Source organism: Streptomyces sp. NPDC052299, assembly GCF_040679335.1.
Classification (GTDB): domain Bacteria; phylum Actinomycetota; class Actinomycetes; order Streptomycetales; family Streptomycetaceae; genus Streptomyces.
In genome coordinates, this window is the sequence record NZ_JBFAUP010000002.1 from 460,992 (window position 1) to 485,106 (window position 24,115).

21 protein-coding genes and 6 pseudogenes are annotated in these 24,115 nt (G+C 69.5%); 12 read left to right on the plus strand and 15 right to left on the minus strand.

The window, feature by feature from the left end; all coding sequences use genetic code 11:
- Positions 1-82: 82 nt before the first annotated feature.
- The gene (locus AB0L33_RS05260) at positions 83-1,096 is read right to left on the minus strand and encodes a helix-turn-helix domain-containing protein (protein WP_365677803.1); all 1,014 of its coding nucleotides are present in this window, start codon (positions 1,094-1,096) and stop codon (positions 83-85) included.
- Between the two features lie 184 nt (positions 1,097-1,280).
- Positions 1,281-3,611, minus strand: a complete 2,331-nt coding sequence (locus tag AB0L33_RS05265; protein WP_365677805.1) for a helix-turn-helix domain-containing protein — start codon at positions 3,609-3,611, stop codon at positions 1,281-1,283.
- Between the two features lie 273 nt (positions 3,612-3,884).
- Here AB0L33_RS05265 and AB0L33_RS05270 point away from each other — a divergent pair.
- Positions 3,885-3,974 (plus strand): annotated as a pseudogene (locus tag AB0L33_RS05270) (lamin tail domain-containing protein); the annotation flags it as partial.
- Positions 3,975-4,310: 336 nt separating this feature from the next.
- On the opposite strand, the pseudogene AB0L33_RS05275 reads toward AB0L33_RS05270, so the two are convergent.
- The 3 genes and pseudogenes from AB0L33_RS05275 to AB0L33_RS05285 form a co-directional block, all read right to left on the minus strand.
- Positions 4,311-4,442 (minus strand): annotated as a pseudogene (locus tag AB0L33_RS05275) (IS5/IS1182 family transposase); the annotation flags it as partial.
- 11 nt (positions 4,443-4,453) lie between these two features.
- Positions 4,454-4,876, minus strand: a pseudogene (locus AB0L33_RS05280) (ISL3 family transposase); the annotation flags it as partial.
- Positions 4,877-5,082: 206 nt separating this feature from the next.
- Positions 5,083-6,405 carry a serine/threonine-protein kinase gene (locus AB0L33_RS05285; protein WP_365677807.1) on the minus strand — a complete coding sequence of 441 codons (1,323 nt, stop codon included), beginning with the start codon at positions 6,403-6,405 and terminating at the stop codon, positions 5,083-5,085.
- Between the two features lie 457 nt (positions 6,406-6,862).
- Here AB0L33_RS05285 and AB0L33_RS05290 point away from each other — a divergent pair.
- From AB0L33_RS05290 to AB0L33_RS05300, 3 genes and pseudogenes are all read left to right on the plus strand, one after another.
- A pseudogene (locus tag AB0L33_RS05290) lies at positions 6,863-7,111 on the plus strand (transposase family protein); the annotation flags it as partial.
- A complete protein-coding gene (locus AB0L33_RS05295) occupies positions 7,092-7,469 on the plus strand; it encodes a hypothetical protein (protein WP_365677809.1) in 378 nt (125 codons plus the stop codon). The pseudogene AB0L33_RS05290 and the gene AB0L33_RS05295, both read left to right, overlap by 20 nt.
- Positions 7,433-7,747, plus strand: a complete 315-nt coding sequence (locus AB0L33_RS05300) for a UDP-glucose/GDP-mannose dehydrogenase family protein (protein WP_365677810.1) — start codon at positions 7,433-7,435, stop codon at positions 7,745-7,747. The genes AB0L33_RS05295 and AB0L33_RS05300 overlap by 37 nt, the downstream gene beginning before the upstream one ends.
- A gap of 260 nt (positions 7,748-8,007) precedes the next feature.
- On the opposite strand, the gene AB0L33_RS05305 is transcribed toward AB0L33_RS05300, so the two are convergent.
- Entirely contained in the window at positions 8,008-9,456 is a 1,449-nt protein-coding gene (locus AB0L33_RS05305) for an aldehyde dehydrogenase (RefSeq protein ID WP_365677812.1), read from the minus strand.
- A gap of 118 nt (positions 9,457-9,574) precedes the next feature.
- On the opposite strand from AB0L33_RS05305, the gene AB0L33_RS05310 reads away from it, so the two are divergent.
- Positions 9,575-10,162 (plus strand): helix-turn-helix domain-containing protein, encoded by a 588-nt coding sequence (locus AB0L33_RS05310; protein ID WP_365677814.1) that lies wholly within the window; start codon positions 9,575-9,577, stop codon positions 10,160-10,162.
- A 269-nt stretch (positions 10,163-10,431) separates the two neighbouring features.
- Positions 10,432-10,815 (plus strand): hypothetical protein, encoded by a 384-nt coding sequence (locus AB0L33_RS05315; RefSeq protein WP_365677817.1) that lies wholly within the window; start codon positions 10,432-10,434, stop codon positions 10,813-10,815.
- Positions 10,816-11,139: 324 nt separating this feature from the next.
- Here the strand turns inward: AB0L33_RS05315 and AB0L33_RS05320 are convergent, their stop codons facing one another.
- From AB0L33_RS05320 to AB0L33_RS05330, 3 genes are all read right to left on the minus strand, one after another.
- Complete coding sequence (locus AB0L33_RS05320) at positions 11,140-11,358, minus strand: hypothetical protein (protein ID WP_365677819.1); 219 nt, start codon at positions 11,356-11,358, stop codon at positions 11,140-11,142.
- Between the two features lie 1,055 nt (positions 11,359-12,413).
- Entirely contained in the window at positions 12,414-13,241 is an 828-nt protein-coding gene (locus tag AB0L33_RS05325) for an alpha/beta hydrolase (protein ID WP_365677822.1), read from the minus strand.
- A gap of 479 nt (positions 13,242-13,720) precedes the next feature.
- Positions 13,721-14,668 (minus strand): EamA family transporter, encoded by a 948-nt coding sequence (locus tag AB0L33_RS05330; RefSeq protein ID WP_365677824.1) that lies wholly within the window; start codon positions 14,666-14,668, stop codon positions 13,721-13,723.
- A 39-nt stretch (positions 14,669-14,707) separates the two neighbouring features.
- Between AB0L33_RS05330 and AB0L33_RS05335 the strand changes: the two genes are divergently transcribed.
- A complete protein-coding gene (locus AB0L33_RS05335) occupies positions 14,708-15,217 on the plus strand; it encodes a MarR family transcriptional regulator (protein WP_365677826.1) in 510 nt (169 codons plus the stop codon).
- 213 nt (positions 15,218-15,430) lie between these two features.
- Here the strand turns inward: AB0L33_RS05335 and AB0L33_RS05340 are convergent, their stop codons facing one another.
- The gene (locus AB0L33_RS05340) at positions 15,431-16,348 is read right to left on the minus strand and encodes a DMT family transporter (RefSeq protein ID WP_365677828.1); all 918 of its coding nucleotides are present in this window, start codon (positions 16,346-16,348) and stop codon (positions 15,431-15,433) included.
- Between the two features lie 97 nt (positions 16,349-16,445).
- On the opposite strand from AB0L33_RS05340, the gene AB0L33_RS05345 reads away from it, so the two are divergent.
- Positions 16,446-17,336: a LysR family transcriptional regulator gene (locus AB0L33_RS05345; protein ID WP_365677921.1), complete on the plus strand. Its 891-nt coding sequence runs from the start codon at positions 16,446-16,448 to the stop codon at positions 17,334-17,336.
- Between the two features lie 135 nt (positions 17,337-17,471).
- Here the strand turns inward: AB0L33_RS05345 and AB0L33_RS05350 are convergent, their stop codons facing one another.
- On the minus strand, positions 17,472-17,600 hold the full coding sequence (locus AB0L33_RS05350) for a hypothetical protein (protein ID WP_365677830.1): 129 nt from the start codon (positions 17,598-17,600) through the stop codon (positions 17,472-17,474).
- Between the two features lie 260 nt (positions 17,601-17,860).
- Positions 17,861-18,394: a GNAT family N-acetyltransferase gene (locus AB0L33_RS05355; protein WP_365677832.1), complete on the minus strand. Its 534-nt coding sequence runs from the start codon at positions 18,392-18,394 to the stop codon at positions 17,861-17,863.
- A gap of 271 nt (positions 18,395-18,665) precedes the next feature.
- Here AB0L33_RS05355 and AB0L33_RS05360 point away from each other — a divergent pair.
- Positions 18,666-18,904 (plus strand): annotated as a pseudogene (locus AB0L33_RS05360) (transposase family protein); the annotation flags it as partial.
- On the opposite strand, the pseudogene AB0L33_RS05365 reads toward AB0L33_RS05360, so the two are convergent.
- Together AB0L33_RS05365 and AB0L33_RS05370 are read right to left on the minus strand one after the other, a co-directional pair.
- Positions 18,885-19,677, minus strand: a pseudogene (locus AB0L33_RS05365) (IS5 family transposase). The pseudogenes AB0L33_RS05360 and AB0L33_RS05365 overlap by 20 nt on opposite strands.
- A 138-nt stretch (positions 19,678-19,815) precedes the next feature.
- Positions 19,816-20,892: an alpha/beta hydrolase gene (locus AB0L33_RS05370; protein WP_365677834.1), complete on the minus strand. Its 1,077-nt coding sequence runs from the start codon at positions 20,890-20,892 to the stop codon at positions 19,816-19,818.
- Between the two features lie 419 nt (positions 20,893-21,311).
- Between AB0L33_RS05370 and AB0L33_RS05375 the strand changes: the two genes are divergently transcribed.
- Positions 21,312-21,503: a hypothetical protein gene (locus tag AB0L33_RS05375; protein ID WP_365677836.1), complete on the plus strand. Its 192-nt coding sequence runs from the start codon at positions 21,312-21,314 to the stop codon at positions 21,501-21,503.
- Between the two features lie 111 nt (positions 21,504-21,614).
- Complete coding sequence (locus AB0L33_RS05380) at positions 21,615-22,112, plus strand: nuclear transport factor 2 family protein (protein ID WP_365677838.1); 498 nt, start codon at positions 21,615-21,617, stop codon at positions 22,110-22,112.
- A 156-nt stretch (positions 22,113-22,268) separates the two neighbouring features.
- Here the strand turns inward: AB0L33_RS05380 and AB0L33_RS05385 are convergent, their stop codons facing one another.
- On the minus strand, positions 22,269-22,832 hold the full coding sequence (locus AB0L33_RS05385; protein ID WP_365677839.1) for a CGNR zinc finger domain-containing protein: 564 nt from the start codon (positions 22,830-22,832) through the stop codon (positions 22,269-22,271).
- A gap of 770 nt (positions 22,833-23,602) precedes the next feature.
- Between AB0L33_RS05385 and AB0L33_RS05390 the strand changes: the two genes are divergently transcribed.
- Positions 23,603-23,980 carry a tannase/feruloyl esterase family alpha/beta hydrolase gene (locus AB0L33_RS05390; protein WP_365677841.1) on the plus strand — a complete coding sequence of 126 codons (378 nt, stop codon included), beginning with the start codon at positions 23,603-23,605 and terminating at the stop codon, positions 23,978-23,980.
- The last annotated feature ends 135 nt before the right edge of the window (positions 23,981-24,115 follow it).

The following is a 24,115-nucleotide window of genomic DNA, read 5'->3' on the forward strand; positions in this document are numbered from 1 at the left end:
GGCGCGGCGTGTACCGCGCCGGTGCGAGGCTAGGAGCGGGGGAGCGGGCCGGGGAGCCGCTCGGTGTACGGGGCCTTGCCGCTCAGCGTCCGGCCGCCGGCCGTCGTACGAGGAAACGCCCCGCCTCGTCCGGCACGCCGCTCGCAGCGAAGGCGCGCGACCGCCATTCGAGCGGTGAACATCCGTGCAGCTGGCGGAAGGCGCGGCTGAAGTGGGCGGCGTTGGTGAAGCCGCACAGCTGGGCGACGGCGGCCACGGTCACGGCCCGACGCCCGGGCCTGGCCAGTTCGCGTGCGCTCTCTTCGAGCCGACGCCGCTGGATGAGCCGGCCCACGGTCGAATCTTCCGCCTCGAAGACCCGGTGGAGGTACCGCAGCGAGATGTGATGGGCCCTGGCTATGGACTCCGGCGAGAGCGAGGGGTCCCGGTAGTGCCCGTCGATGTACGCCCTGACCCTGCGCACCAGCTCTCCGCGCGGACCGTACTGCACCGTCTCCGGATCCGGCGTGCTGTGCTCCAGTACGAGGAGCGTCACCAGGTCCACGAGCGCGGCCCCCAGCCGTTCGCCGACGTGGGGCGACCAGTCCGCCGGAGAGGTGACTGCCGGGAGAAGGGACGCGAGCAGCGCAGCCGTCCCGTCCGTCGTGGGCAGGGCCGCACCGGCCACCGAGCCCAACTGCTCCGCGGAAAGACCGACCGCCCGAGCGGGCACCCGCAGCACAACAGCGGTGAAGGGACCTTCGTACGAGAGCGAGCACCACTGCGCGCTGTCGTGCATCAGCAGCACACTCGGCCCGGCCAGTACATCGTCGCCGCGCCAGCGGTACGTTGCCGAGCCGTGCGGGTGCAGCAGGAGCACGAGGTCCGGCTCGTCCGCGCCCGACCTCCGCACGGGGACTCGGGTCACGCGTTGCGCGCCAGACACGACGGCGGAGACGGTCACGGCCCCCAGCCGGTGTATGACGATGTCGCCGCCCGGCACCCGGCCGTCGGCGGTCGTGACGGAGACCGGCATCGCGGCGTCGCCCCATCGCGAGCCCCAGCGGGCGAGGCCTTCCTCGTCGTGAACGGGGCCGGCAGGCAGCAAAAGGCTCAAGTGCGTGCTCCTTGTCTTCTGGGAACGGAGTGGGGAAGTCGGGCGGGAAGTGCGGAAGGAGCCGACGCAGATCGTCCTGCGTCCGGCTCCTTGCGCAATCCCCAGCCAACCAAGCCGCCACCGCGGTAACCAGGCAGACACCAGGCGGTTTCGAACTGCCTGTCCGCTCCTTCCCTCAGGCGCCCTACTCGAAAGCAGTACGGGAGGGCAGAGCGCCCGCACTGAGTCCGGCCAGACCCGCCCGTGCCTCCTCTCGAAGATCAACCGGGGCGGAATCACCCAGCCCCAGCACGGCCCGGTAGTCGCCTTCCGCCTCCGCTTCCCGACCGAGATGGGCCAGGCAGTGCCCCCGGTACAAGTAGATCTTGGTCGTTGCGAGGTGGAATCCGCTGTCCGCGTACGATTGTTCCAGCCCGGTCAGGACTTCAGCCGCCTCCTCCCACCGGCCCTCATTCAGATACACGAAAGCGACGTGGTAACGGGAGATGCGGACAGTGACGGCGTAGCGCGGGTCATCTATCCCGCCCGGCAGTTGCGCCAGTGAGCCCATCACCGCGTGGTGGGTCTCGACCGCCTCCTGTCCGCGGCCGGCCTTGCGCAGCACCGTGATGTTCATATTCGCCGCTTGGAGATACCGGCGAGTGTCGCCCGCACGCAAGAAGAGATCCATGGCCTGCGCGATGTCCTCGACGGCGGGCACCACATCGTTCACGACATCGCGCAGCCAGCCCAGATACATGTATGCCTCCGCCTGCCGGCCGAGGGAACCGCACGCGGACGCGATGGCCAGCGCGGAGGTGGCGGTCTCGAGCGCTTCCTCGTGTCGGCGGTGGCACTGCCAGTACACCCAGGCAAGCATGCTCAGGCATCCGGCCTGGGAATCGGGATCGCCCGTCGCCTCGGCCGAACGGGCGCCGAGGGCAAACACCTCCGACCAGTGCCCCCAGGAGATCCAGGAGTTGCACACGCCCTCGACGGCGAACGCGATCACGACCACCCGTCCGGGATCCTGCTGCTCGGCCTCCTGCCGCAGGGCCGAGAGCCAGTTGTCGCTCTCTGCACGCAGCCACTCCAGGGCCTGCTCACGGGTACGGAAGTGCTGGGGCGACGCCGTCGAGGCGCTGCCTTCCCGGGCCTCCGCCTCTCCCGTGGCGACCTGTGCGGCAGCGGCGACAGTATCCAGGAGCCACCCGCGCAGCCGCGCGGCAGCAGCCACCGAAACCGCCTCGTTGTCCGTGTCGCGATTCCGTGCGCGCCCATACAGGCGCAACAGGTCGTGAAAGCGGTAGCGATCCCCGACCGACGTCATCAGGAGCCCGGCCTCCAGCAACTCCTCCAGGGTGTCCTCCGCCTCCACCACACTCGTCTCCGCGAGCACGGCTGCGTACGGAATGCTGAAGTCCCCGCCGGGAATCAGCGAAAGCAGGCGGAACACACGCGCCGTTTCGGGGGCGAGGCGGGAGTACGACAGGTGAAACGCCGAGGCGACTCCCAGATCGCCCGCGCTGAGGGCATCCATCCGGCGGTCCTCGTCGGCGAGTCGATCCGCGAGCCGTCCCAGGGTCCAACCGGAGCGAGTCGCCGCCCAGTTCGCCGCGACCCGGAGGGCCAGCGGGAGGTGGCCGCACAGTCCGGCCACCCGTGCCGCCGCGTCCGGGTCGGCATCGACCCGGCCGTCGGCCACGACCGCCCGCAGTAGAGCGTTGGACTCAGATCCGGCGAGCGTTCCCAGCTCCAGGCGGTGCACACCGCTCAGCCCGGCCAGCGGCCGGCGGCTGGTCACCACGACGAGCATCCGCCCCTCCGCCGGGAGGAGCGCCCTGACCTGTGTCTCATGGCCGGCATTGTCCAGAACCAGAACGGCACGCAGCCCGGCGGCGGTGGACTGGTAGAGAGCGAGCCGTTCCTCATGGGTGAGTCGGCCAACCTGCGCGTCGTCGACCCCCCAGGCGTTCAGCAGCCGGACGACCGTCTCGTCCGGAGTCGGCGGTCGGTCCTCCAGGCCGCGCAGGTCGATGAAGAAGGCGCCGTCGGGAAAGTCCGAGCGCCGCTCCTCGGCAAGGCGGAGTGCCAGGGTCGTCTTACCGCTCCCGGGCACCCCGGACACCACAGCCACCGGCGGCAACGGCGGTGCGCCCTCGGACTGCACCGCGCCGGAGCGAGTGCCCTCCTCAATGAGATCACCCAACACTCTCAACTCGTCCTCGCGCCCGACGAAGTCACGGATCCCCCGGGGCAGCGGAGCGAAATGCGCGGTGGGCGCGGGCACGTCCGCGGCCTTCTCGCTGCGGTCGGCACGCGCGGCCAGGAACAATTCCTCGGCCTCCGCCTCTCCGAGCCGGAGGCCCTGCATCAGCGCCGCGACGGTGCCGTGCCTGGGCTTCGTGCTGCGACCCCGCTCCATGTCACCGATCGCGCGCACGGATACCCCGGAAGCCTCGGCGAGTTGCTCGATCGTGAGCGCCCGCGCGAGCCGCAGCCGTCGCACCAACCTGCCGAGAGAAGAGACCGTCACCGAGTGACCGTCCCGAACCATGCTGGCCTTGCCTTCCTCGTGAATCCGCCAGAAACGAACTGCGACCGCATCGACGATGGTGAGCTCATGAGGGGTAAAGCGCTCGCATGAGCGCAGCGGACGAAGATGGGCAATTCGCTGACCCTGATTTTAGTACTCGCGCACCAGGCACTGATGGCCGCCCCCACCAGCCCCTGCTACCTGAACAGCCCGGAGTAGGGGCTGTCTCGGGGTGATGGGCATGAGGTCAGCACTTCGCACCAGGGCGCCCCGGAGCCCTCCGGCGCCCGCGCCGACGTCCACTCGTACACGAAGACGGGCAACACCCCCGACGGAAACGGCTACATCACCTACCACGGGTGATCCGGTAGGCCGGGGTCCTTCCGCCCTGCGATGCCCGTCGGCCGTCGCAGGGCAGGGGCCCGTCGGCTCCCTGCCCCCTGCGCGCCCGCGGGAAGACTTGTCAGTCAAGCCTCGTGCGGGTGACTCGAAGCTGTCGGCCGCACATTTTGACGCGGTTCCCGTTGACCGGACATGCAGAAGATCGCGATGTCGGCGGTTGGCGTCGCCCCCTTGTTTCGGCCATTTCCGCAAGTGAGGGACTCTTATGCCTTGTCCGCATGGAGGCGCTGGGGCTTGACGTAGTGGCCTCGGTGGGGGTCGTCTCGTTTGGCGACCTGTGGTCATGGGCTTCAGGGCGAGGCTGTCGTGGGTGTTGGCCGCGGAGAGTCCGACGAGCAGGGGCAGTCCGTTCGCGTCCGACAGGACGTGCGTCTTGGAACCCGGCTTGCCCCGGTCCACGGGGCTCGGGCCTGTGAGGCCGCCCCTTTTTCCCGGGACAGGTCGAGCAGCCAGGCTTCCAGACCGGCGGCCTCGCGGCCGGGCAGCACGTCGATGCGCTCGCCTGTTACGGCGTCGATGGTGATCGTGGCGTACCGGTGTCGGCGGCGCAGGGCGAAGTCGTCGACCCCCACCACTCGCGGGGTTCGCATCGGGGGTATGGGGATGCGCCGAAGTGGACGCAGGGCGGTGGCGAAGGACATGGGCACGGCCAGTGAGTGGGTGAGCCGGGCAGCCGCCCGGCCGCATAACTCCTCACCGCACTGAAGCTGGCCGGTCCGGCCGGTGGTGCGGCGTTGGAGGCGTTCCATCAGCCCGGGGACCTGTTCGCGGAAGGTCTGGCGCCGGGATTCCAGGACCGGGCGGACCAGGCGCCGCGCTTGGACGTGGACAGCGACCTTGTGGCCGTCGACCGGCACATCCGCATCGCTTCACCGTCATCGACCTTTCCTTGAGGACCAACGCGGGGAGCCCCGAAAACACGTTTGCCACAAGGCAGTTGAAATTTCCCAGGTGATGTCAACAAGGCCCATCACGTACTGTCACCAAGGACTACGAAACGGAGCCGCTAGTTTGACAGGCCCCGACCAGGGTGCCTCTTCCGAGCTCCGCGGGAGCGGTCAACTGACCTTCAACGTTGCCGTTGGCGTCGGGCGTTGATCGACGGGAGCACGGCCAGGAAGGCGGAGAGGGCGGCAGCGACCGCGGCCAGGGGGACGAGTGCCCTGCCGACACCGATTCCCCAGGGAGTCCAGAACATGGAATATCCCGGGAGCAGCGCCAGACCGATGCCGCCCGTCGCGATCAGCCGACGTCCCGCAGTGTCCCGCACAAGCGGTACGCCGATAGTGAGCACGGCCACAAGGATGCCGCACAGCGCCATCTGCACCTGCCCCTCACCGATCGTGATCCAACCAGCGCTGACCGCTTCTTCGGTCGCCGCGTACCAGACCGGAACGGTGATAAGGCATGTCGCCGACGCCGTCACGGCAGTCGCGGCTCTGAGCGTGGACCGTCCAGCAGGAGGCATGGATTCCGTGTCCCGCCTGAGCTTACGGATGACCACGAAAGCGGAGTCGTTGCCCTGCCGCGTGAGTGCCTTGGTAGGTACTGCATGGTCGAGTTGCCCCAGGGCACGGGAGGCGTCGGCAGCGGTTCCGTACCGCTCGGCCGGGTCCTTGCTGAGGAGCTTGAGTACGACACTGTCCCATGCGCCGGGGAGATCGGGCCGCAGCGAACTGGGGGCGGGGGGTTCCTGGCTGAGGTGGGCCGTCAAATGGCCGATAGTGTCGGGTGCTTGGAAGGGCAGTCGGCCGGTGATCAGCTCGAACAGCAGACACCCGAGTGCGTAGAGGTCGCTGCTTGGCTCGGGGTAGCCGCGCGCCTGTTCGGGGGCCATGTACGAGGGCGTGCCGACGACGAACCCGGTCTGGGTGAGACGGGTGGCAGTGGCGTACGGGTCGGCCGCCCTCGCGACGCCGAAGTCGAGCACCTTCACTTCGCCGGTGTGCGTGATGAAGACGTTGGACGGCTTGATGTCCCGATGCATCACGCCCGCCGCATGCGCCTCGGTCAGGGCTTCGCAGACCTGCGCGCCCCACCGGGCCGCCTCTTCCAGACTGACGCTACCTTCGGCCAGTTTGACGTCCAGGCCCTCGCCTCGGACCAGTTCCATCACCAGAAACGGGGCGTTGCCGTTCTCGGGGCCGCTCTCGCCGAGGTCGTGGATGGTCACGATGCGTGGATGCTGTAGACGCGCCGTGATCCGGGCCTCACGCAGGAACCTGGCGCGTGCCTCGTCGCCGCGGGGTCCGCTGCCGGCGAGCAGGGAGATCACCTTGACTGCGACAAGCCGACCCAGGGTTTCGTCCCGCGCTTCCCATACTTGGCCCATACCACCCTCACCGAGCTGTTGTACCAGCCGGTAACGGCCCCCCAGAAGCTGGTCTCTCACTGCTCCCCTCCCCTGTTTCGACTACTTCGGCACGGCCTCGACCTGATACGAGCCAGGAGCGCGGTGCCCTCGGCTGCCTGCCCTGCTCTGGCCTTGTCCCGTACGCGCCGAGGCATCCATGCTCACCCTGCGCCTGCTCCAGCCAGTGCTCGTGCATGTCCACACCCTGCTCGTGCAGCAGGTCCTCGCCGCACCGATACGGGGGAAGAAGCCCACCACGCGCCTCGAGCTGGGAACGATTGCTGCCGTGCCAGGGCCTCGACTGTCGGTAGGCGCCGCCGCCGACGTCACATGGCATTGCGTCCGGAACCTCAGCAACCAGCTTTCGGGAACGGCGTGACTTGAGGATGCAGTGAGCTCTTGCCAACCTTCCATGCCAGCTGTGGAGATGGGACGACAGACAGAGGGAGCTCCACGGGTTCTCGACCAAGAGAACAGTCTCCACCCGAGGCTCCGCATGCTTGTCTACCCGTCCGGCGTCGACGTGTCCAGCTCCACCCTGCGCTTCCTCGCCGGCCGTCTGAGGGAACACCGCCGCGCTGTCGGAACCCGACAGCGGCGCCTGAACGCAGGCCGACAGACCCTGCTCACCCTCACCCACCTGCGCAACGGCCCGCCCTACGCCCAGCTCGCGGCCGGTTTCTGGATCGGCACCACCACCGCCTTCCGATACCTCACGGAGGCGCTTGGCCTTCTGGCCGCCCTCGACCTTCCGCGCGGTCAACATCGCCCTCGCCAATGAACTCGCCGACAGCTGCCTGACCCTGGGCCTGGAACCCCGCGGGGTGATCGAGGCGGCGGCGACCAAGCCCTACGGATTCATGCCGTTCTATCCAGGGCCGGGCGTAGGCGGCCACTGCATTCCCTGCGACCCGAACTACCTGCGGCGGCGGTTGGCCCAGCGGGGCGCCGCCACGCCCCTGCTCGACACTGCGATGGCGGCCGTGTCCGCCCGGCCGGACACCGTCCCGCGACCCGTGCCCTCGCCCTCCTCGCCGCGAGGAAGGACGCGTCCCGGCCGCCACGCGTGCTGCTGCTGGGCGTCAGCTACAAGCCCGGGGTAGCCGACATCCGCGACAGCCCGGCGCTGCGGATCAGCGACGTCCTCTCCGCGAACGGGGCCTCCGTCGCCTACACCGACCCCTACGTACCGGCCCTCGCCTGTGGAGCTCGTGTCCTGACCTCCGTCGGCAGCCCGCCGCTGGGACCTGGTCATCGTCCACACCCTGCACCCCGGCTGGGACCTGTCCTGGATTCGGGACAGTACTCCCGTACTCGACCCCACCCACAACGCGCTGCCGCAGGCACTTGTCCGGAGCTGAACAGAAGGTCCTGCGGATAGAGGTGCTGCTGTGATCGTTCGATGCGAGGCTTGCCGGACATTGCCGGAGCACCGGCGTGCCGTGGTCCGGCAGGTGGTTCACGGCACGGCGGATGACACCTTGTGCTCGACCCGCAGCGGTTGGTCGGACAGCGTAGGACGGGGTGGCGCTTCTGAGGTCGCGGACGAGCGACGGCTGAGCACCGGCCAGGACAAGACGTCCTCCCGCATCGGCGAGGACGCGGGCGCACCGGTCGACCGTGTCGACGGGCGGGGCCGGTTCAGATGGTGGTGATGGTCTTGTACTCGGTGTAGGTGCCGAGGCCGACGGCACCGTACTCACGGCCGATGCCGCTGGTCTTGAAGCCGCCGAAGGGGCCGTCGAAACCAATGGGGGCGCCGTTGACCGTGACCGTGCCGGTGCGCAGGCGCCGGGCGACGGAGAGGGCGTGGTCGGTGTCGGCGGACCAGACACCGCCGGACAGGCCGTACTCGGAATCGTTGGCGATGCGGACGGCGTCGTCCTCGTCGTCGTAGGCGATGACGACGAGGACCGGGCCGAAGATCTCCTCCTGGGCGATGCGCATGGAGTTGTCGACATCGGCGAAGAGGGTCGGGGTGACGTAGTTGCCCGCCTCCAGCCCCGCAGGGATGTGGGAGCCGCCGGTGATGAGACGGGCCCCTTCCTCGATGCCGGCCCGGATGTAGTCGCGCACGCGTTGCTGGTGGTCGCGGCGGATCATCGGGCCGATGAAGGTGTCCTGCGCCAGGGGGTCGCCGACCTTCAGTGACTCCACCAGTTCCTTGAGTGCGGTGACGACCTCCTCGTAGCGGGAGCGTGGCGCGAGGATGCGGACCTGCGCGATGCACGCCTCTCCGTTGTTGAGGAGCGAGCTGAACTTCAGCCCGTGAACGGCCTGCTGGAGGTCGGCGTCGGGGAGGATCAACGCGGCCGACTTGCCGCCGAGTTCGAGGCTGACCCGCTTGAGCTGCTGCCCGGCGATGGATGCGATGGTCCGTCCGGCGCGGGTTGAGCCGGTGAAGGCGATCTTGTCGATGTCAGGGTGGGAGATCAGGTACTCACTGGTCGCCCGGTCGGCGGGCAGTACGCTGATCACTCCTTGCGGGAGCCCGGACCGCTCCAGCAGCTCAGCGAGGAAGCCCATGCTGAGGGAGTTCTCCGGGGAGACCTTGAGTACCACGCTGTTGCCGGCGAGCAGCGCCGGGATGATTTTCGCGTTGGCGGCGGAGAACGGCGAGTTCCACGGGATGACGGCCGCGACGACGCCGATCGCTTCACGGCGCACGATGCTGCGGAAGGGGCTGGCCGGGTCGGACGGGACGAGGACGGCCTCCCAGTCGAAGTTTTCGGCGGCCTTGAAGTAGGCGTTGGCCTGCCGGGACAGGCCGCCCTGCCCGGCGAGTGTGAACCAGGCCGCCGATCCGTTCTCGGCAGTGATCAGCTCGGCGACCTTCTCCGCGTTGCGCTCGCGCAGTTCGTTGTAGCGGCGCAGGACGGCGAGGCGTTCGTGCGGCGGGGTGCCACTCCACGCACCGGCCTCGAACGAGGTCCGGGCGGCGGCCACAGCGCGGTCGACATCGGCGGGCTGGGCCTGGGCGGCGCGGCCGACGACGGACTGGTCGTGGGGGGAGCGGATGTCGAGCAGCTCCGGATCGCTGGGCTTCACCCAGGAGCCGCCGATGAAGAGCCGGTCGTAGGTCGTCGTCATGACGTTCGATCCTTTCGAGCAACACATCTGTCACTTCAATGTAGCAGTTAAGTTCTGTTAGAGCTCGCGCGTGAGTCAGAAGGTGCAGCATTGGGCACGCGCAGGGTACGTTTTTGGGATGAGAGCTGACGCAGCACGCAACCTGGAAGCCGTTCTGAAGGCGGGAGCACGCGCGCTCGCCGTCGACGCGGGGGCGAGCATGGCCGATATCGCCGCGGAAGCGGGCGTCGACCGGCGCACCGTCTACCGGCGCTTCGCCTCCCGGGAGGCCCTGCTGGCCGCGGTCTACGAGGCCCGGCTCGACGCCATCGAGGCGGTGATCCGTGAGGCCCGCCTACGGGAGGCCCCGGTGCAGGTCGCCCTGCACCGCTACATCGAAGGCGTCATCGAGGTCAACCGGACCTGGCCCGTAGACCTCGCCCGCATGCTGACCGATGCCCCCTCCCGCGAGCGGCGCGACCAATTCGTGCACGAAGTCGACGCCTTCCTCCAGCGCGCCACCGACGAGGGACTTTTCCGGCCCGGGCTCCCAGCGGGATGGGCCTCCGCCCTCATCCCCCTGTTCATGCACCAGGCATCCCGAGAGCTGCCCCGACTCACCCCCGGCCAAGCCGCCGACGTCGTCGTCGACACCCTGCTCCACGGCATTGGTACGACCCCGCCTCCGCCCGCTTCCCTGCCGCAGTCCAACGGGCGGGCACGATGACCTTTCAGGCCGCAGACAGGAACCGTGAACCGGTTCGACCACGCACCACGGACCGGGCACACGGCGCCGTCTGCTCCGGCTGAAGGAGCTGTTGTTTCCATCGATTGCCGACGGCGCCTGGACGACGGCCCGGTGATGACCGACCCGGACCCGCCCTACGAGCGGCGGAGCCATCTGCGCCGGGCCGGTACGGGCGCGGCAATGCCTTCGAGGATGCGCCGCTGTGGAAAGATGCCGTGTCCAGCAGGGGGTAGGCGGTGGTGCGTGGCATGACCTCCAGGGCGGAGGTACTGCGCCGCCTGCACCACAGCTACGTGACCCATCAGGATCTGGACAGTCCTGAGGGCGAGCCGGCGGTTCAGGTGCTGCAGGGGCGCAGGGCTATCCAACGCTCCCGCGCGATCGGCGACTTCGTCGATGAATCGGATTTGAAGCGGAAGCTGGACGCCCTGCAGTGGCGCGCCGTGGTGATCGCCGCCGGTCGGGACGAGCAGGCTCGTGCCCAACTCCTCGCTCAGCTGCGTCAGCTGGAGGTGCTGGCCGCCGCAGTCCTGGAGCTGGATACGGCGTTCCGGCAACGCAACAGCAGCCCTTCCCTGGGCGCCCGGATCGCCGCGGCCGCCCATGGGGTGAAGGCGGTGCTCCGGCACTGACCGCCGAACGTCGAGGGAGCCGTTGCGGCGTCAGGGCATACGACGCCGTGACCCCCGAACAGGCATCCCTTGATCGACCTGGGCGTGGAAGGCGTCCTGTAGCTCGTCGAGGCGAATCCACGGTGCAAGCGTGCCCTCGGGGGCCCGGTCGGGGAAGCCGAGGTGCGCCTGGGCGGGGTGCTCGGCGCACTGGAGTGGGTATCCGTCGGCTGTTCGGGCACACGGGATGTCATGCACGGACAACATGCGCGTCCCACCAGCGGCGGTCTCATCGGCCAGGCCTCCGCCGAGACAGCGCCGCCAGACCATGACGGCGCCAAGCACTCACGCCGAGGCCGGCGCACCGGCCACCTGCGCCGCCGCGTCCTCGCTTACCGGGCAATCGATCTCCTGTCCACGCACATCCCGGACGACCCGGGTCCGGGCGATGAATGCCTGCTCCTCGTGCACACCCGCCAGGTCGTCGGCGAGGTCCGCTACCGGATCTGCACTGAGTGCGCCCAGGGCGTCATCACCACCGTCGCTATCGACGAGCGCTTCCACAGCACCGGCCTGGGCACCCGTGCGCTGTCACATCTACGGTCCCGCCACCCGGGACTGACCTGGCGCAGCACACTGCGGAAGCGCACCACCCGTGATCTCCTGCGCCGGATGCTCATTCCCTCAAACACCTCTGCCACGCCCTGTTCCCACGCTCACCAGGCACTCTCTGCCCCGGCCGACCCGATACTCGCCAACGGCTGATTCCAACCCTCACCGGCCATGGCCCCAGTGGAGAAGGGCCCCGCGCATCCCGGGCCCTCTGTGGAGAGCGAGAACCCGCTGCCCCGCGGACGTACGGTGGTCGTGCTCCGTGCCGTCCCGGGTGTGTCAGTCACCGCCGTACGACGCGCACGCACCACCAGCTGACACAGAGCCCCAGCTCGGAACCCTCACGTCTCCCACGCAATCACGCACCAACTCGCTACAGCAACGGCTACCAGTCCCGCCAGTCATCCGTGATCTCGGTGCGGCTGATGCCTCGCCTCGCACCGTTCCGCTGGCAGCGCAGGGTCAAGCCCGGACTGAGGAGATACGGCTCCCCATGGGGCCGGAAGCGCAGGCCGCAGACGTACTCGGGCAGGTTTGGATCGTCCTCAAGTGTTGACGCGGCCTCCTCAAGCCAGGGCTCGAGTTCCGAGGGCAGCCGGCCGACCAGAGGAGCGCCGTCGAGGCTGACCCGGGGGTCCCGGCAGGCGTCGACAGCGACTGCAGCCAAGGTCTGGGGCTCCTGGTCGTAGTAGGTGTCGATGCCAACTCCGTCGAGGGGATACCAGACGCGCGTACCTCTCAGGTTCGAAAGGCTCGAGCAGCGAACGCGTCAGGCCCCGAGGTTTGTGTCCTGGAGCCTGACGCGATCCGCTCACAGCTGGACGGATGCGTCACGCCTCGACCTCGTGACAGCAAGGCTGTCGATCGAGCGTCTGTGACAAGCAGCCTGCCTCCTGGGTGGCAACCACGCTGCTTCGCCCAGCACTGTCATCAGCCCATTCGGCCCTGCCAGTGACAGATGGCGTGCTTCGGCTGAGAAGCGCCCCGGCGGCCGATGTGTACGCGCGCTACTTCTTGAGGAAATCCAGCAGGTCCTCGTTGAAGCGCTCCTTGTCGCCCGGCACCAGGGCGATGCCGTGCGAGCCGCCCTCATAGACCTTCAGCTCGGCATCCGCGATGAGCTGGGCGGACTTGCGGCCGGTGGCGTTGATTGGCACCACCTGGTCGTCGTCGCCGTGCACGACGAGCGTCGGGACGTCGAACTTCTTGAGGTCCTCGTGGAAGTCCGTCGTGCCGAAGGCGTCGACGCAGTCGACACCGCCCTCGATCGTCTGTGCCATGGCCATGTACCAGAAGGCGTCCTTGTTCCCCTGGGTGGCCTTGCTGCCCTCCCGGTCGGCGGAGAAGAAGCCGACCGCGGTGTCCTTCCAGAACTGCGAGCGTTCCTTGAGGATGCCGGCCTTGATGTCATCGAAGACGGACTGCGGTACGCCCTCCGGGTTGTTCGGGCCCTGCAGCATCAGCGGTGGGATGGCGGACAGCAGGACGGCGGACCGGATCCGCCCGGTCCCGTGGCGGCCGATGTAGCGGGCGAGTTCGCCCCCGCCCATCGAGTGCGCCACCAGCGTCACGTCCCGCAGGTCCAGGTGTGTGATCAGGTCGTTCAGGTCGTCGGCGAAGGTGTCGAAGTCGTAACCGTCGTACACCGGCGTCGACCGGCCGTGCCCGCGCCGGTCGTGCGCGATCCCCCGGTAACCGGCGTCGGCGACCGCCTTCAGCTGGTCCTGCCACGCGTCACCGTTGAGCGGCCAGCCGTGGATGAACACCACTGGCCGGCCCCGTCCCCAGTCCTTGTAGAAGATCTCGACACCGTCTCGCGTCGTGCAGATCGGCATGGTGTGTCCTTTCGCCGCGAACAAGGCCCCCGGTCGAGCATCCCTCCGGTCTCCGTCGGACGCCATTCAGCACATGACCGAGCCGGTTGCGAGGCCCGGTGCCGGCCCTGCGGTGGCTCGTGGCCACCTCGGGGCCGTCGCTCCCCGTGCGAACGCCGGAAGCCGCCAAACGCTGCGGTCGACGGACCGCGTCGGGACCGGACCAGCTGAGGCCAGGGCGGCCGCCGAGGGCGCGGCATGCGGAGCCGCAGGGCGCACGCACGAAGTCTGGGGCGAGGAATTCCGGACGTCGGAGCTCCACCGGCAGGCCGTGCCGGACCGGTCTCGCCCATAGGGTGCCGCCCGGTCGGGCCCCGTGATCATGACCAATGGCTCCCACCCGAGCCCGCCGCATCCGCAGACAGCGCCTCCACCGGCACACCGCGGCCGTCCGCACCGGGTCAGCGGCGAACCTCGGCCGCCGGGCAGGGCGGGTGCACTCAGGGGGGCGGATGCGGGAGAGACGGCTCTCGCATGGATCGGTTGTCCGCGACAGGACCGGCGGGCCCTCGGCCGCTGTCGCGTCGTTTCCCGCGATGGGGCCTGCCGGTGGGTCGGCCGAGCACGACTCCGGCCAGGACCAGTGTCAGTCCGCCCAGTTGCTGAACGGTCAGTGCCTCGGAAGCGATCACCGTGCCCAGCAGTACACCTGTGGCGGGATTGAGCAGGCCGAGCAGGCCCACGGTCCCCGCGGGCAGGTGCCGCAGGCCGGTGAACCAGGCCGTGAAGGCCAGCGCGGTGGCGATGAGGGCGACGTAGGCGAACGCGAGGAGGGCGGACGGGGAAAGTGCGGGGGGAGGCCCCTCCGTGGCTGCCGCCGCGGGGAGCAGCAGCAGTCCGCCGGCGGTGAGCTGCCAGGCGGTCGAGGCGAGTACGTCGGCGTCGGCGCTCCACCGCTTGGTCAGGATGTGGCCGAAGGATGACGTGATCATGGCGGCGGCCGAGGCGAGGACGCCTCGCACGCTCACGTCCTCCGTGCCGGTGAGCAGCATGGAACACACTCCGGCGAGCCCGATCCCGGCACCGACGAGGTGGGTTGTCCGGGGTCGTTCGGATATCAGGAGCCAGGCCACGAGCATCATCGTCAGGGGGGACACCGCCATGACGGTCGAGGCCAGGCTTGTCGGCAGGGTCTGGGATGCGACGTAGACGAGGGTGAAGAAGACACTCACGTTGAGCAGGCCCAGCACGGCGGATCTCCACCACCACGCGCCGCGCGGCCGCTGCCTGCAGAGGGCCAGCAGGACGAGCCCGGCGGGCAGCGCCCGCCAAGCTGCGCCGTACAGGGGGTGGTCGTCGGGCAGGAACTCGTGCGTGACGAAGTAGTTGGTACCCCAGGCCGCCGGTGCGATCGAGGTCACCACTACCCAGCGCTTATTCGCTTCCATGGAAGCGAATATAGCTTCCCGGGAAGCTACTATGGATTCATGGAAGATCGGCACGCGCTGGACCATGTAGCCCGCATTCAGGCCGAGTGGCGTCAGCAGCGGCCTGACGTCGACATCTCCCCGCAGGGCGTGATCGGCCGGCTGCACCGCCTGGCGGGCCGGCTCACCGGGGAACTCAGTCGCGTCTACGACCGTTACGGCCTCAGTGAGGGAGAGTTCGACGTCCTGTGCGCACTGCGACGCGCAGGTGAGCCATACGAACGGGCTCCGGGCGAGCTCGCCGCCCACACGATGGTCACCACCGGTGCGATCACCAAGAGGATCGACCGCTTGGAGCGGGCCGGGCTCGTCACTCGTCGCCGGTCGGACGACGACCAGCGTGGCCGGATCGTCGCCTTGACCGGGCCCGGACGCACACTGATCGACCAGGCGTTCGTCGACCACATGCGCAATGAACGCCGTCTGCTGGATCTGCTGACACCCGGCGAGGCCGAGACGCTCGAATCACTGCTCACTACCTGGCTCGCCCGCGTGGAAGGCGGAGCGTGAACGCTGAGAGCCCGGAAACCAGTGGGCGGTCTTGACGGGGAAGTGAACGTCTCATAGTGCCGAAACTCCTGAGTGACCGTGCGTAACTGCTCGGTGGGCGGACCGGCGCTGTCGCGGAGGGTGTCGCAGGTGGGCGCCCTGCCTGTCGGCATGCCGCCATGCCGACACATCGGCAATGGATGGCGTGGGGTCAGCAGGCAGTGCGCGTGGGCTTCAGGAGTGGTGACGCGGAGGGATGGCGGGTGACGGGGACGGGGCGGGGATGTGGTTGACGGGGCTGCGGCGTTTGTTGAGAAGGATGAGTCCGGCGATGGTGATGAGTCCGCCGAGGATCGCTACGGGCCGTGGTCGCTCACCGAGCCAGAGGTAGGAGGCGGCGAGCGTGACCGCGGGGACGAGGTAGAGCGCGGCGGTGGCGGCGGTGACGCTGAGCCGGGCGACGGCGTAGCCCCAGACGGCGAACCCGGCGGCCGAGGGCAGAATGCCGAGGAAGACGACCGCGGCGGTCGCACCGGCCGGAGCGCCGAGCGCGGCCCGGAAGGCGCTGGGGGCGAGGGGGGCCAGAAGAGCGGTTCCGGCCCACATCGCGTAGGTGGCGACTTCGAACCCGGTGTAACGGCGCAGCAGCGGTTTGACCGTCAGGTGGTAGACGGCCTGACTGCACGCGGCTGCGAGGACGGCCCACGCCGCTGCCGTGTATCCGCTCTCCTTGCCGGACACGGCGATGAGTGCCGCGCCGGCGAGGGCGACGAGTGACCCGCCGGTCTTGGCCGGGGTGAGCCGTTCGCCCAGGAAGCCGGCCGCCAGGACGGCACTCATTGCCGGGACGGCGGCCACGATGAGGCTGGCGGTGCCTGCGGGGACGTGGATCTCCCCCCAGTTCAGCAGCAGTTGGTAGGCGCTCATTCCGGCGCCGCCCGCGAGGGCGATGCGCCAGAGATCGGTGCGCGCGGGGCGGCGGACTCCCAGCGACGGGGCGGCGGCCCCAAGGGCGAGGGAGGCGACGGCAAGGCGCAGGAAGGACAGTTGGGAGGGCCCGTAGCCGTCCAGCGCCACCCGGATCGCGGGGAAGGCGGTGGCCCACAGCAGCACGGTGGTGGCGAGGGCGAGCAAGGTCTTGTCTAGCTTCACCCGGGCGACTCTGCCAGGTAGGGTGGATTAGGTCTATTTATCTTTTTCTTGGTGATCGAGTAGAGGAGCTTTCTTGTTGGAGGTCCGTCGGCTCCGTGTGCTGGCCGAGTTCGCTTCACACGGCACGGTTGCCGCCGCAGCCCGGGCCCTGCATCTCACCGGGCCCGCCGTGTCGCAACAACTGGCTGTGCTGGAGAAGGAAGCAGGGGTGCAACTTCTGGAGAAGCGCGGCCGTACCCTTCACCTGACCGGCGCGGGGCAGCGTCTCGTGGATCACGCACATGTCCTCCTCGGCAACCTCGCCGCCGCCGAGTCGGATCTGACGGCACTGCGCCGCGGCGAACGCGGCACCGTCCGCGTCGCGGCGTTCGCCTCAGCCGCCCGCGCGATCATCCCCGGCCTCTGGCCCGAACCCGGCGCGGCACCGGCCCCGGAAGAGCCCGCCGTGTTCCTGGTCGAACACGAGCCCCCGGCGGCGGAGAGTGCCCTCGTGCGCCGTGAGGTCGACATCGCGGTCACCCACTCCTACAGCCTGCTGCCCCGCCCGGCTCCCGCGGGCTGTGAACACACGGCTCTGTTCGACGAACCCGTGCATCTCGTCCTGCACCCCGCCGATGCCGCCGACCACCGCCTCGCTCCCGGTGCGCAGGCGGACCTGCGCCGGTTCGCCGACGCCCCGTGGCTCCTTCCCGGTCCCGAGACGGCCTGCCACGAAATGACACAACGCGCCTGTGGCGCCGCCGGCTTCGTCCCGCGAGCCGTGGCAGTGGCGGGCGACTTCGCTGTTCTGACCGCCCTGGTCGCCCGCCGCGCAGGAGTCGCCCTCATTCCTCGCATGGCGTTGCCGTCCCCGGGACCGGACCTGAGCATCCACGCGCTGCGCGTGCCGGTCCACCGCAGCGTCCGTGCCCTCCACCGCGCGGGGACGGACCGCCAACCCGGCATCCGGCACGTTCTCGACCGGCTCACCATGGTCCGCGACGACTGAGGCAGCCCCCTGGTCCAGGGGCTGTGCGGGGCCCTTGGGCCGAGCCGGTCTCGGACTCAGGTCGCGAGCGGCAGGGGGGCAAGGCACAGCGGGCCGTCGGGTGAGTGCCCGTATCGGCTGACTTTGACGGGTTCTTCAGTTCGGGCTCGGGTGCCCGGCGAGGCGGTAGGAGCCGGTGCCGGTCTCGAATATGGTGCCGTTGCAGGTGAAGCGGTCGAGTTCCATGCAGCCGAGGTCACTCGGGCACGGCTGCTGCCGGGACATGGTTCGACAGTTCCTTCGTCAGACACGCGGCCCCAGGGCGCAACAAGGGGTGACGGGGGGCGCCTTGGGATCGGACAGGAGCGAACGGGCGGAAACGTCTCCGGCGATCGAGGCAGGCGTCTCTCACGTCAGGGGACAGCGACTCTGGCCGCAACAGTCCCAGCCCATTCGGCCACCCACCGGTCTGAGAGCCGAGCCGTAACGAGCCGTCCTCGTATGCGGTACCTCGGCGACCGCCTGGCGCTGCCTGACACGGCTGGTCAAGACAGATGAACGGCCCTGCGTTCGCGCGCGTGGAGATGTCCCTCGGCCTCGTGCGGGGCACGAGGCGGCAAAACGCTCTCCAGCGTGTAGCCCACCTTTTGCGCGACTCCGCAGGAGGCGGGGTTGCCCGCATTGTGGATCAGTTCCAGACGGCTGAGTCCCGCTTCCGTCCGGGTGTCGAAGGCCCAGGTCGTCATCAGTTCCACGGCCCTGGAGGCAACGCCGAGGCCACGTGCCGAGGCACCCGTCCAGTAGCCGACCTCACCGCACGCGTCGCCGCCGGACTGTTTGAGGACGATGTGCCCGACGACCCGCCCAGTCATGAGAATGGCGAAGCTGAGCCGCTTCCCGGACTTCCAGCCCGCCTCCTGGGCCGCGATCCAGCGCTCCGCGTCCTGGAGCCCCGCCACGCGGTGCGACGTCCAGCGACGCACTTCCTCGTCATCGGCCAACGCCGCCAGCGCGCTGGCGTCACCCGGCTCCCACGGCCTCAGCGTCAGATCGGTCGAGCGCAGCACCACAGTCGTCACCGCTTGGTCCTTCCTGTCCTCCTGCCACCCTAGACGGCCGAGGTCACACCACTTGACCTGCACCGGAGTATCCGCACCTTCTGACCACGGCCGGGAAACTGCGGCCCGTGGCGCGGACCCCGTCCTGGGCGGTGAGAAGTGGCGGTGCCAGCGGGACATCGCCCGCGACCTCACCATCCGAATGGCCGGCCGCACAGGGCGAGGCCCAGCCGGCGGCGGCCAACTGGACGAGGACCACGGAACGCGGTCGAAGCGATGGCGGCGACGAAGGCAAGCCCTCACGGATCCGCCCGACCGACTGCTGTGGGCGGCGCCAGCCCTGCCCGGCGCCGTGCACGACATCCGCGCCGCCCGTGAGCACGGGATCGTCGACGGCCTCGCCGAAGCCGGCCTCACGTGCTGGGCCGACAAGGCCTACCGGGGCGACGGAACGGGCTGCACCCCTTACTGGGGCCCGCTGGGAAACTCCTCTCCGCTGGCCAAAAGGCCGTCAACCGCCATAACGGCCAGCGAGCTTGTCGTATCTCGTGGCCACCGCGCGGTGTGGTTTCAGCCGGTTGATCCCGCACTCCACCGCGTGGCGCTCCTTGTAGTCCTCCGTGTCGAAGGCCGGCGGTCGGCTGCCACGGGAGCCGAGCTTCTTGCGGTTGCGTACCTGGTCGGCCTTCTCCGGGATGGTGCTTCCGATCCTGCGTCTGCGCAGGTAGAAGCGGTTCGCGCGCGATCCGTAGGCTTTGTGGGCACGAACCCTGGCCGGTTTGGTGCGCGCTCGCCCGGGACCGGCGCGGGGGACGCGGATGCGTTCGAGAGCAGACTGGAACTGCGGACTGTCGTGCCAGTGGCCGGCAGTGATCAGCAGCGAAATCGGCTTCTGAGCCTGCTCGGCCGCCAGATGAATCTTCGTGGTCAGGCCGCCCCGGGAGCGTCCGAGGCCGTGGTCGTCCGGCTCGGTGTCGATCCCGCCGGGCGGCTTGCGCTGCAGATCCCGCTTTACGCGCGCCAGCGTCATGCTGGTGCGCACGGCAGAGAGTCGAGTCCACGCTCACATCTCAGGTGATCAGGTCCTGCGCGTCGGCCTGGACCTGCAGTCGCTCCAGGGTTCGCTTCCAGCTGCCGTCGCGCTGCCACCGGCGGAACAGGTCGTATATCCGATCCCACCGGCCGTACCGCTCCGGGACGTCCCGCCACGGGGTGCCCGTGCGGGTACGCCACCGTATCCCGCTGATCAACTGCCGACGTGTCCGCGTCCGGGGCCTGCCCGACTTCTTCCCGATCGGCAGCATGGGCTCCAACCGAGCCCACTGTCGGTCTGGCAGTGCGCATCCTGGGCATCTACCCGGGCCACCCCCACTGGCTGGGGGAGGGCTGACCGGGTCCGCGAGAGCGTTTCGGGGGACGGCCGTCGGGCCCGCGCCCCGGGCTCAGAGGTGGCCGGCGTCGACCACGGCCTGGGCGAAGGCCGTGGGTGCCTCCTGCGGCAGGTTATGGCCGATGTCCGCGATCGTGCGGTGCGCGTACGGGCCGTTGAAGTGGAAGCGGTATACCGAACCGTCGCCGGGCGGCGGGGTGAAGGGGTCGAGCGCGGCGTCGAGGGTGACGGTGGGCACGTGGATGGCGGGCTGGGCAGCGAGCAGCTTCTCGTGGCGTGCGTATCGGGGGTCCGTGTCGACCAGGCCGATGCGCCAGCGGTAGTTGAAGAGCACGATGGCCGCGTAGTCCGGGTTCTTGAACGCCTCCGCCGTGCGGTGGTAAGTGGCGTCGTCGAAGTCCCAGTTGGGTGAGACCAGGGTCCACACGTAGCGGCACAGGGCGAGGCGGCTCTCCTCGACCTCCATGGCTGCCTTGCCGCGGGGGGTGGCGAAGTACCACTGGTACCACCACGTGCGCTCGACGGCCGGATCGGCGGGTGCGGCCTGCATCTTGCGGTCGGTGATGAGGTAGCCGCTGGTGGAGACCATGGAGGTGACCCGCTCCGGCCACAGGGCGGCGATGATGTCGGCGGTGCGTGAGCCCCAGTCGAAGCCGGCCAACGCGGCCCTCTCGATCTTCAGGGCGTCCATCAGGGCGATGACGTCCAGCGCGATGGCCGACTGCTCGGCCGTACGCGGAGTGCGGCCGGACAGGAAAGTGGTGCTGCCGTGTCCTCGCAGGTAAGGGACGATGACGCGATAGCCCAGGTCTGCGAGGAGCGGGGCGACGTCGACGTAGCTGTGGATGTCGTACGGCCAGCCGTGTAGCAGGATGACCACGGGGCCATGGGCGGGGCCGGCCTCGGCATAGCCGACGTTCAGGACGCCCGCCTTGACCTGCTTGATCTCGCCGAAGGACGTGTGGGTGCCCGGGGTGAGGGCCGGGACGGTGGGAACCTGCGGGCCGCCGCCCGGCCACCCGTGCGAGCTGGTGGAGGCGGACGCGTCGGATCCCAGGCCCGACAGCGAGACCGCGGTCGCGCCGGTGCCCAGGCCGACGGCCTTGCTGAAAGTGCGCCTGTTGATCATGTCAAACCCTCCGTCATACGTGTACGTGCTCATACGTTGTCCGGCTCGCGCTGCCCGCGATGGCGCTCACACCTGCCGTACGGAAGTGCCGGGCCGCGAGGGCATGCCGACCCTCGCACAGGATGTCGTCACCTGTCCAGCAGGTGACGCGTGGCGCGTGGCGGGGCAGGCGCGGGGGCGAGTCGCGCGATCCGGAGAGGGCTGCTGGCAGGGAGTGTCGGCGTGGACTGACTGCCGGGGGCCGGTAGGCCGGGCGACGTAACGGCTGAGGCGGGCGGCCGGAGCGCACCGCATGCGCAGTCACCCCTCAGTCATTGCGTCACCGGTTTGACGGGTGACGAGCGGAGGTGCATGCTGGCAGTAGTCGCCCGGTGCGACGAACGGGACGTGATCCACGACCGAGGAAGTGGGGCAGAGTCATGAACAAGGAACTCGCCATGGACGCCGACGCGGCAGTGAGGCACATGCGCTTCGGCAAGCTACCCGAGCGGATCCGCAGCGAGGACATGACGGCGGAGGTGGAAGCCGCGCCGGGTGCCGGGGTAGACACGTACACCCCGGAGAACTCGTGGAAGTTCTACTCGTGCGTAGCCCTCGACCTGGGCCTGTAGCAGCACCGTTCGGCCCCTTCGCCCCGCGCGGCGGCCGTCGCGCGGGCCGCGCCGCCGCGGCCGCCCTCGATGAATCACCCGCGCCCAGGCGTACGAGTACCACCCCGCCCCATGAAGGCCACCCTGGAGAAGTCCGTGCCCACGCCCTCCCGACCGCTCGGCGACTCCCTGCCGAGTCACCGGATCATCGAGAACCTGATCGCCCGGTACGCCGAACTCGTGGACGACGGCGACTTCGCCGGCCTCGGCGCTCTGCTGGCCGACGCCACGTTTCACGGCAGCGGCGAACCGGTCGGCGGAGGCGCCGCGATCGAGGAGATGTTCCGGAATACCGTGATCGTCCATGCCGACGGCACGCCGCGTACGCAGCACGTCACCACCAACATCCGTGTCGAGGTGGACGAACAGGCGGGTACGGCGGTCGCGCGCTCGTACGTCACCGTCCTGCAGGCGCTCGCCGACCTGCCGCTGCAGCCCGTTGCCGCGGGTCGGTACCGGGACCGCTTCGCCCGCCGCGAAGGGCAGTGGCGCTTCGTGGAGCGGAGGGTGCAGATCCGCCTGGTGGGCGATGTGAGCCGTCATCTGCACCAGGCCGCCACAGGGCGGTAGCGCGGAGAGCCGGGCGGGGGTTCAGGGCACCGACAAAAGCCGCCGGCGCAACGCGTCACGCGAGCTGTGCGCGGCCGCCCACCCCGAGTCCGTCCGGGCGGCGCCGGAGAGCCGAAGCCCCCACCCCGCGCGATCCGGGGGCGGCGCCGGCGCCCGTCAGCTCGCGGCGTCCGCCGCCGCGGTCTTCTTGCGGGCCCGGTAGGCGGCGGCCTTGTACTTGTTGCCGCAGGACTCCATGCCGCACCACTGCCGTCGCTTGCCCCGGGACCGGTCGATGTAGACGCGCGTGCACTCGGGGTTGCCGCACTCCTTCAGCAGGGGCACGTCCGGGCCGCTGAGCAGCTCGACCGTTCGCTGGGCGACGGTGGCCAGGGCCTGGGCGGGCGTCGCCTCGGTGTGCCGGCCCGCCGGGGTGAGCTGGGGCGTCACGGGAGGCCTGCGCGCGGCGGCATTGAGCACGGCCAGTGCCTCGCGGTCGAACTCCTCGCCGAGGCGGCGGTCGGTGATCAGCCGGTAGGCGGCCTCGCGCACGGTGACCGCCGCCCGGACGTCGTCCTCGGTGCCGGGGGTGACCGCGTCCACGAGGCCGGACTCCAGGTACCAGGCGTTGAGCCGGTCCGGAGACACGAACATCTCGAAGCGCGTCGACCGCCGGGCCCGGAGGGTGGCCGCGAAGTCGAGCGCCGGGTTCCCGCAGACGAAGACATGGTCAAGATTCACGTCACCATTCTGGCAGGTGACCACATTGACGTGCAAGAACGCGCCATCGTTCGATCCGGCCAGCGGCTGGAACGCCGGAACACTGGACCCATACTCGTTGTCACCAGTCTAACCGGTGATAGTGTCTCGATCAGTCTCCGTCGCACGGTGCGCCCGTGGCTCCCGCCCTCGCCGGCTCTGCCTCCTCTGCCGCACACGTGTGTCGACACGCGGCCCCCGTACGTCCCTACTGCCTGGACGGACACTCACCACGACTTCTGGCCGCGATCGCGGCCGGCGTGCCCTTGGCCGCGGCGGTCTGCCTGCCGACAGCCTCTGCCGAGGGCCGGACGCCCGCATCGCCCACGACGTCCCACTGCGCACAGGCGCCGGCAAGGCACCGAGGTGGAGTCCGTGACGGCGGTCCGCGACGAGGGCGGGACCAATCAAGGGCACCGTCCTCCTCGGCGGCGAGGCCAAGGACGTCCCCGTCTCCAACAAGGTGACCGTCACCCTCACCCACCCAGGCGGAGGGCGACCACGTGACGATCTCCAACTGGGCGCCGGAGAAGGGCTGAACGGCCGCTTCCAGGCACTCGGCGGCAGCGCCTACCTCACCGGGGACGACGGTGTCGGCATGGGCAACGCCGTCAGGAGCGGCTACGCGGCCACCACCACGGACGCCGGCGTCGGCGACGTCCTCGACGTGAACTGGGCGCTGAAGAGCGACGCCACGGTCAACCCCGCGTCGCTGAAGAACTTCCCCCTCCGCTCCCAGCACGAGGCCGCCGTTGTCGGCAAGCAGGTCGTCGCCTCGGTCTACGCCGAGCGCGCCGCGTACTCCTACTTTCACCGGCTGCTCCACCGGCGGCCGCCAGGGGTACGCGAAGGCACAGTGCCACCCCGACGACTACGACGGCGTCCTCGCCGACGCGCCAGCGGTCAACTGGGACGCACGGGAGGTGCTCAGGCCGACAGACCGTTCAGCGGCAGTCCCACCAACCCGTATGCCACCACCGCAAAGGCCGCCGCGACCGCGGGCGACGTCCGGCGTTCACGCCGCGAGCGGCCCAGGCGGGGGAGTACGGCGGGGAGCATGGGTTCTCCGGCCAGGCCCCATCGGATCTGACCCACTCCGCCGCCCACTTCGCGAAGGACGAGGCCCGTGACCCGCAACTGAGTACCGAGGCATACGAACCTCCTTGGCCAGTAGGCCAGTTGCCCGCCGGGTCCGGCGCTACCGCACCCACCTCGGCACGGCCGGCGACCGGTCCACGACGGAGTTGCCGGGTGCACGGAACGGC